Origin of the sequence: Yoonia sp. (genome assembly GCF_042093035.1) — a bacterium.
Lineage (GTDB): Bacteria > Pseudomonadota > Alphaproteobacteria > Rhodobacterales > Rhodobacteraceae > Yoonia.
Window position 1 is genome coordinate 1 of sequence record NZ_JBELFI010000121.1, and the last position, 6,978, is coordinate 6,978.

General features: G+C 56.6%; 11 protein-coding genes. 5 read left to right on the forward strand and 6 right to left on the reverse strand.

Going from position 1 to position 6,978, the window contains the following annotated elements; translation table 11 throughout:
• The first annotated feature begins 230 nt into the window (after positions 1-230).
• From ACFDSS_RS12535 to ACFDSS_RS12545, 3 genes are read left to right on the forward strand one after another with little or no spacing between them, the layout of a single operon-like run.
• Positions 231-659, forward strand: coding sequence for a VOC family protein (locus ACFDSS_RS12535; protein WP_375256074.1), 429 nt, complete (start codon positions 231-233; stop codon positions 657-659).
• Positions 660-715: 56 nt separating this feature from the next.
• A complete protein-coding gene (locus tag ACFDSS_RS12540; protein ID WP_375256075.1) occupies positions 716-1,348 on the forward strand; it encodes a DUF1194 domain-containing protein in 633 nt (210 codons plus the stop codon).
• Entirely contained in the window at positions 1,345-2,094 is a 750-nt protein-coding gene (locus tag ACFDSS_RS12545; RefSeq protein WP_375256076.1) for a DUF1194 domain-containing protein, read from the forward strand. Before ACFDSS_RS12540 ends, ACFDSS_RS12545 begins: the two co-directional genes overlap by 4 nt.
• Positions 2,095-2,252: 158 nt before the next feature.
• Here ACFDSS_RS12545 and ACFDSS_RS12550 read toward each other — a convergent pair whose 3' ends face one another.
• The 3 genes from ACFDSS_RS12550 to ACFDSS_RS12560 form a co-directional block, all read right to left on the reverse strand.
• A complete protein-coding gene (locus ACFDSS_RS12550; RefSeq protein WP_375256077.1) occupies positions 2,253-2,774 on the reverse strand; it encodes a MarR family winged helix-turn-helix transcriptional regulator in 522 nt (173 codons plus the stop codon).
• A 90-nt stretch (positions 2,775-2,864) separates the two neighbouring features.
• Positions 2,865-3,137: a succinate dehydrogenase assembly factor 2 gene (locus ACFDSS_RS12555; RefSeq protein ID WP_375256078.1), complete on the reverse strand. Its 273-nt coding sequence runs from the start codon at positions 3,135-3,137 to the stop codon at positions 2,865-2,867.
• Positions 3,134-3,526, reverse strand: a complete 393-nt coding sequence (locus ACFDSS_RS12560; RefSeq protein WP_375256079.1) for a helix-turn-helix domain-containing protein — start codon at positions 3,524-3,526, stop codon at positions 3,134-3,136. The genes ACFDSS_RS12555 and ACFDSS_RS12560 overlap by 4 nt, the downstream gene beginning before the upstream one ends.
• A gap of 81 nt (positions 3,527-3,607) precedes the next feature.
• On the opposite strand from ACFDSS_RS12560, the gene ACFDSS_RS12565 reads away from it, so the two are divergent.
• Both ACFDSS_RS12565 and ACFDSS_RS12570 read left to right on the forward strand, forming a co-directional pair.
• Positions 3,608-4,810 (forward strand): pyridoxal phosphate-dependent aminotransferase, encoded by a 1,203-nt coding sequence (locus ACFDSS_RS12565; RefSeq protein ID WP_375256080.1) that lies wholly within the window; start codon positions 3,608-3,610, stop codon positions 4,808-4,810.
• Positions 4,807-5,208 (forward strand): hypothetical protein, encoded by a 402-nt coding sequence (locus ACFDSS_RS12570; protein WP_375256081.1) that lies wholly within the window; start codon positions 4,807-4,809, stop codon positions 5,206-5,208. The genes ACFDSS_RS12565 and ACFDSS_RS12570 overlap by 4 nt, the downstream gene beginning before the upstream one ends.
• 67 nt (positions 5,209-5,275) lie before the next feature.
• Here ACFDSS_RS12570 and ACFDSS_RS12575 read toward each other — a convergent pair whose 3' ends face one another.
• The 3 genes from ACFDSS_RS12575 to ACFDSS_RS12585 all read right to left on the reverse strand — a co-directional run.
• A complete protein-coding gene (locus ACFDSS_RS12575; RefSeq protein WP_375256082.1) occupies positions 5,276-6,223 on the reverse strand; it encodes a 2-hydroxyacid dehydrogenase in 948 nt (315 codons plus the stop codon).
• Positions 6,220-6,558, reverse strand: a complete 339-nt coding sequence (locus tag ACFDSS_RS12580; RefSeq protein ID WP_375256083.1) for a tRNA-binding protein — start codon at positions 6,556-6,558, stop codon at positions 6,220-6,222. Before ACFDSS_RS12580 ends, ACFDSS_RS12575 begins: the two co-directional genes overlap by 4 nt.
• On the reverse strand, positions 6,551-6,978 hold a 428-nt coding region (locus tag ACFDSS_RS12585), incomplete at its 5' end, for a pyrroline-5-carboxylate reductase dimerization domain-containing protein (protein WP_375256084.1). The genes ACFDSS_RS12585 and ACFDSS_RS12580, both read right to left, overlap by 8 nt.

Consider the following 6,978-nt stretch of genomic DNA (forward strand, 5'->3'; position numbering starts at 1 on the left):
GGGCTGGAAAAGCCCTGTCGCCTTCGAACGAAAAGTGGCTTAAACGAGCACCGGGAGCGGCACGAAAGCGGGACTGGTCCAGTCGAGGGTTGGACGCCTTAACACCTTGGCCTTGCCTAACGCGGGCAGAACCCAAGGCACTGCCAGAGGTACTTTTCGTGACTTTTTGACGTTTACTGCCGCGCCCATGGCGCTAGTCTCTTTGCTGAACAGATTGCAAAGGACCGCTTATGTCATTGAAATACCTGCACACGATGGTGCGCGTGAAGAACCTTGAGGAATCCATCGCCTTTTTCACGCTGATCGGCCTTCAACAGACCCGCCGTTTTGACAATGAGCGTGGCCGCTTCACGCTTGTCTTCATGGCCCCACCCGGCCAGGAGGAATGCCCGATTGAGCTGACATATAATTGGGATGGTGATAATGCGCTGCCTGACGACAGCCGGCATTTTGGGCATTTGGCCTATCGCGTGCCCAATATTTATCAGACATGCCAGCACCTGATGGACAATGGTATCACGATCAACCGTCCGCCACGCTGTGGGCATATGGCTTTTGTCCGCTCACCCGACAACATCTCAATTGAATTGCTGCAAGAAGGCGATGATTTGCCGCCTGCTGAGCCTTGGTCAAACATGGAAAATACCGGGCATTGGTAAAGGCAGGCCTCATCACTGCGTGCAATTTGCTGGCAACGCCGGCTGAGGCGTGCCGCTTGGCCTTGGTTCTGGCGCTGGACGTGTCGTCGTCCGTCGATGAGGCCGAGGATCGCTTGCAGCGCAACGGGTTGGCCCGCGCGCTGTTGTCGCCCGACGTGCAGGATGCGTTTTTCCTGGGCGCTGATCCTGTTGCCTTGCAAATTTTCGAATGGAGCGGGCGGGGTCATCAGACAAATCTGATTGACTGGGTGATAATCGAGAACCCCGCTGATCTCGAGGGTGTCGCGGCCGGCCTGACCGCCAGCAGCCGATCGGCCCGCGGTTTGCCGACCGCCATGGGCTATGCGCTGGCGCATGCGTCAGTGATGCTGCAAAAAGCGCCTGCCTGTTCACTTCAGACGATTGATATGGCAGGGGATGGTGCCAATAACGCAGGTTTTGGCCCGCAGAGCGTCTATGCAACATTCCCATTTGAAGGGGTCACTGTGAACGGGCTCGTTATTCAGACCGACAATAACGCGGCGCTGGATTACTATGACAGCAAGGTGATCCGTGGTCCGTTGGCATTTGTCGAAGTCGCCAACGGCTTTGCCGATTTCGAAGCGGCCATGCGGCGCAAGTTGATCCGAGAACTGTCCGCCCAAGTCATCGGGCGCGCAGCCATCATCAACGGTGAGGCGCGCGGATGATCCGTCTATTGGTTTTCCTTTTGTTTTTGCCCGAAGTGGCGCAAGCCGCGTGCCGGCAGGCAACTACACTTGGACTGGACGTGTCCGGGTCTGTTGATGAACAGGAATACCAACTGCAACTTGACGGGGTGGTCGCTGCACTCAATGCTCCGGCCGTGCAAGACCTGTTCTTTTTGCAACCCGAAGCACCGATCCGCCTGCATGTCTTTGAATGGAGTGGTCCCGTCAACCAGACGGTGATCGTCCCTTGGAGCGAGATTGTAACGCCCGCTGATCTGGCCCGCGTTTCCGCATTGCTGCGCGGTCACAAGCGTGGTGTGCGCGCGCCGCAAACCGCAATCGGTTCGGCCATTCTTGCGGGCTATGACTACCTGTCCACGCAGACAGAATGCTGGAAACGAACACTCGATCTTTCGGGGGATGGCGTCACAAATGTCGGACCGCTGCCGCAGCGGATCGGCGATAGCCAGCGCCCTTCCGGCGTCGTGGTCAATGGTTTGGTGATTGGCGTCGGCGATCTGGGAGGAGACGATGAACGGTTCCTCGACATCAAACAGCTATCGTCCTACTACCGCGAAAACGTCATACGCGGCCCAGGGGCCTTCGTTGAAGTGGCTCTCGGATATGAAGCCTATGCGCAGGCGATGGAGCGCAAGCTCCTGCGTGAATTGGCGAGCCTTGTCATCGGCCAAGCTGAATTTGATGAAATTGACCGCCGCAACAAGACATTGGCACAGACCCGTTAAGCTAGGCACAATCATTTCTTCGACGGTATCAAAATAGAAAGGCCGGCACTCTAGCGTGCCGGCCTTTCGAACCGATAACCTCGTTAACAAAACAACCTATAGGTGTGCATCCTGTTGCCGGACAATTAAGGCCCAATTAAGGACAAAAACACCAAAACTTAGTAAATATATCGGATCTGCTCTGTCCAATAGCGCTCAACCCGTCGCAAGGCCGCTGTGATGTCTTCAGCACCTGTTTGATCGAGCACACCGCGCGCAATCAACCCTTCTGCATGTGTTTTGAAGAGCTTTGATACCACAAGATGCACACCGCGGCCTTTCTCTGTCAGTCGGACGCGCACGGACCTGCGATCAATTTCGCTGCGTTCGTGATGCATATAGCCGGCGTCTACCAATTTCTTGAGATTGTAGGACACATTCGAGCCTTGATAATACCCGCGCGATTTCAATTCACCCGCAGTCACTTCATTGTCACCCACGTTGAAAAGCAGCAGTGCCTGTACCGGGTTTATTTCAAGCAAACCAATGCGTTCGAATTCATCCTTGATGACATCAAGCAACAACCGATGAAGCCGTTCCACAAGTGTGAGCGCTTCAAGATAGCTGTCCATGAAGACAGCCGTTTTCGCGTCCGAAAGTCCGCTTTTCCCCAGATCGCCCACATCGCTGTGCAGTGTCATTTCAATTTCACCTTCTTTGACTAAAGATAGGGATAAATTGAAATCACCAAGAAACTGTTAAGTCTGATCGGCTAAATCTGCAGGCCCGTTTCAATGCGGTCTGGTCACGCCTTGCGCCCCTGCCGCGATCTTTGTGACAAGATTCAAATAGGGTTCGGGTACCGCAATTTGCCCCCCGATCCATCCATAAATGTCGTGATCGTTTTCAGACAATAGCTGGTCATAAAGATCAAGCGCATCATCCGAAAACCGATTCAGATTTTCATCCGCGAACGCCTGCAAGATCAAATCCATCTCCTTGATACCGCGCCGCATCGACCGCATCCGCAAACGCTTGATCTTGGTGTCTCTGGTTTCGGTCATACGGTGTCTTTCAATGCGGTGCGCAAGCGCTTTTCAAGCCGACCAAGCTTTTCACCCGATTGCGCGATCTGGCCTCGCAATGTGCGCATTTCAGCAAGCATTTCAAGCAGATCAATGTTGATTTCTTCCAGATCGTCAGGATGATCCGGCCCTTCGCCTTCCCCAGTCAAAAGCCAGCTTATCGACACGCCAAGAATACCGGCCATCATTTGCAGACGATTGGCCCGTGGTTCCTTGAGGTCATTTTCCCAACTCACAACAACACTGGAGCGAATACCGATTTTTGCAGCGAAGCTCGCTTGCGACAGACCAGCCGCCTCGCGCGCACCGGCAAGGCGGTCGCCGAATGTTGCAGTATCGTCGCTGAACCAGCCTTGCTCATTGGTCATCAAAATCTCCTTGGCGCTTGCGTCGGCGCGCCTTTGCATCCTATGTCACGGTTGCACCTCAGATACCACCGGAGCCCCCAGATGACATTTCTCTCTGCGACACTCAACCGCGTCAAACCGTCTCCCACGATCGCTGTGACCACAAAGGCCCAAGAGCTGAAGGCCGCCGGGCGCGACGTGATCGGACTGGGTGCAGGTGAGCCGGACTTTGACACGCCGCAAAACATCAAGGACGCCGCTGTCGCCGCGATTGCGGCGGGCAAAACCAAATACACTGCCGTTGATGGCATTCCTGAGTTGAAGGAGGCGATCTGCGCAAAATTTGCCCGCGACAACGACCTGACATATGCCCCGCCACAGGTCACCGTCGGCACGGGCGGCAAGCAAGTGCTTTACAACGCGTTCATGGCAACGCTAAATCCCGGTGATGAGGTCATCATCCCCGCCCCCTACTGGGTCAGCTATCCCGATATGGTCCTTTTGGCAGGTGGCACTCCCGTCACGGTAGAGGCAAGTCTGGAGGCGAACTTCAAGATCACCGCCGACCAGCTTGAGGCCGCGATCACGTCCAATACGAAATGGTTCTTGTTCAACTCGCCGTCCAACCCAACCGGCGCGGGCTATAGCAGGGATGAGCTGAAAGCGCTCACGGATGTCCTGATGCGCCACCCGCATGTCTGGGTTATGACTGACGATATGTATGAACATCTGGCCTATGATGATTTCAAATTCTGCACCCCGGCGCAGGTTGAACCGCGGCTTTACGACCGCACTCTGACGGTGAATGGTGTGTCCAAAGCTTATGCGATGACCGGTTGGCGCATTGGCTATGCCGCCGGGCCGGAAGTTCTGATTAAGGCCATGCGCAAAGTGCAATCGCAATCCACCTCGAACCCCTGTTCGATCAGTCAGAACGCCGCATTGGAGGCCTTGAACGGTCCTCAGGACTTCCTTGCCCCCAATAATGTGATCTTTGCGCGCCGCCGTGATCTGGTTGTGTCGATGCTGAACCAAGCACCGGGCATTGTTTGCCCCAATCCTGAAGGGGCGTTTTACGTCTACCCGTCGATTGCGGGCTGCATTGGCAAAACCACCACACAGGGCAAACGCATTGACAATGATGAAACCTTTGCGACCGCTTTGCTGGAAGATACCGGTGTCGCCGTCGTCTTTGGCGCGGCCTTCGGTCTAAGCCCCAATTTCCGCGTCAGCTATGCGACCTCGGATGCGGCGCTCAAAGAAGCCTGCCAGCGCATTATCGACTTTTGCAAGGGCCTGTCATGACAGAGCTGCCCGACCTCTACTTTCGCGTGCGCGACAATGGCGCTGTTGTCTTTCGCATGGGCGATGACAGCCGTCACCGCCGCCTCGCATTTGAGCAGATTGCGATCGTGAACACCAACCGCGCGGATTTCAAGGCGCAGGGGGATCATATTCTCACGGCGGGGGAACGTGCGGCCATTCAAGACTGGATCGACGCGCGCCTTGCCGTTTTGTCGGGCCGTGAGGTTGATGACATCCATCGCACCATTGACCAGATCAACTACGCCAGTCAGTGGGCGCAAACGAAGGCAAATGATGCGCAGCTTGCGCAGGTCACCGATCAGCTTCTGCTTGCGATGCATGACCTGCGCGAGACATTGGTTCGCAAGAAAGCCGACCGGGCCAGACCCGACCCATAGGCACCCAGACGCCGGCAGCATGCGCGCAGTTGCCTGTTTCACCGCTTTGCCAGCCCTTGCCGACGTGTCAAACGGCCTGCGGCAGCGGGCGCCCGTCGTCCCATGCAAAGATATTATCAAGCGCCATTTGGCCCATCGCCTCGCGAACTTCCAAGGCGGCCGTGCCAAGGTGCGGCAAAAGAACGACGTTCTCAAGCGCGCGCAATGCATCGGGCACCCGGGGTTCTTTGGCATAGACATCCAGACCGGCCCCGCCGATCTGTCTGTTTGCCAGAGCCTTGATGAGCGCAGGTTCGTCCACCACATCACCACGGGCAATGTTCACGAAGATACCCGTGGGCTTCATCGCTGCCAAAGCATCCACATCAATCAACGCTGTGTTCGCACCGCCGCCCGGTACTGTCACGACAATAATATCCGCCTGCGCCATAAGCGATTGCAGGCTGTCCATCTGACGTGCCGGAAATTCAACCGATTTTTGCGAGCGGTTGAAGTAGAGCACCGGCATCTCAAAGCCATAGTGACAGCGGCGCGCGACAGCCTGCCCGATACGGCCCATGCCAACGATCCCAACGGTCTTGCCAGTGACATGGGTGCCGAGCATTTGCGTCGGCTCCCATCCGGTCCATTTATCCGCGCGCACCAACCGCTCGCCCTCTCCCGCGCGACGGCAGGCGGACAGAATCAAGGTCATGCCAATATCGGCGGTGGCGTCGGTGACAACATCAGGCGTGTTGGACACAGCCACGCCAGCCTTCGCCGCAGCATCTGCGTCGATGTGATTGTAGCCAACGCCAAAATTCGCCAGCACGCCGCAGCGGAGATTGCCAGAAAATGCTTCTTCGGTGAATTGGTCGCCCAAAGTCACAAGGATCGCGTCATATGCGGCCAGGGCCGCCTGCGCCTCTGCGACAGTCAATCCGACGGTTTCCCTGCGGACCGTCACATCATAGCGCGTGCGGGCGGTAGCCAGGTTTGCCTCCGGGAGTTGGCGTGTAATGAGAAGTTTTTTCAATGCAGTCGCCCTCCGATTGGCACGTCGTGGTCGGGGCCGACCAAGACGACCTCTCCGTTTTTGTCGGGCATTCCCAGCACCAGAACTTCGGACATGAATTTCCCGATCTGGCGTGGCGGAAAGTTGACAACCGCCATGACCTGACGGCCGACCAGCGTTTCAGGCATGTAATGGGCGGTGATCTGGGCTGAGGTCTTTTTTTCGCCGATCCCATCGCCAAAATCGATCCAAAGCTTGATCGCAGGTTTACGGGCCTCTGGAAACGGCTCTGCCCGCAGAACCGTGCCGACGCGCACATCGACCTTCAGAAATTCATCGAACGTAATCTCAGCCATTGGCAAGCTCCCGTGATCTGTCGGCAGCGGCTTTGACGGCGCGTTCAAGCAATGCCGGAAACCCGGTTCGTGCATCCATCAAGACCTCCAGTGCGGCCTGCGTCGTGCCATTGGGCGAGGTGACGTTGATGCGCAACTGGCTGGGGGTCTGATCGGAGTCCTCTGCCAATTCGCCGGCACCGCCAACTGTGGCCTTTGCCAATTGCATCGCAAGTTCGGACGGCAGTCCCTGCGCTTCGCCGGCAGCGGCCAGCGTCTCAATCAGGTGGAAAACGTAGGCTGGTCCAGAGCCGGACACGGCTGTCACCGCATCCATTTGTCCTTCGTTTTCAAGCCGGACGGTCTGGCCGATGGCCATCAGCAATGCCTCTGTCAGATCCAACTGGTCCGGCTGCACATTGGCATTGCCTATCAATGCAG

Excerpts from the sequence above, each read along its gene's own strand:
- ACFDSS_RS12580 (WP_375256083.1), bottom strand. The coding sequence starts at position 6,558 with ATGGCTGAGATTACGTTCGATGAATTTCTGAAGGTCGATGTGCGCGTC.
- ACFDSS_RS12555 (WP_375256078.1), bottom strand. The coding sequence starts at position 3,137 with ATGACCGAAACCAGAGACACCAAGATCAAGCGTTTGCGGATGCGGTCG.
- ACFDSS_RS12565 (WP_375256080.1), top strand. The coding sequence starts at position 3,608 with ATGACATTTCTCTCTGCGACACTCAACCGCGTCAAACCGTCTCCCACG.
- ACFDSS_RS12535 (WP_375256074.1), top strand. The coding sequence starts at position 231 with ATGTCATTGAAATACCTGCACACGATGGTGCGCGTGAAGAACCTTGAG.
- ACFDSS_RS12570 (WP_375256081.1), top strand. The coding sequence starts at position 4,807 with ATGACAGAGCTGCCCGACCTCTACTTTCGCGTGCGCGACAATGGCGCT.
- ACFDSS_RS12560 (WP_375256079.1), bottom strand. The coding sequence starts at position 3,526 with ATGACCAATGAGCAAGGCTGGTTCAGCGACGATACTGCAACATTCGGC.
- ACFDSS_RS12545 (WP_375256076.1), top strand. The coding sequence starts at position 1,345 with ATGATCCGTCTATTGGTTTTCCTTTTGTTTTTGCCCGAAGTGGCGCAA.
- ACFDSS_RS12550 (WP_375256077.1), bottom strand. The coding sequence starts at position 2,774 with ATGACACTGCACAGCGATGTGGGCGATCTGGGGAAAAGCGGACTTTCG.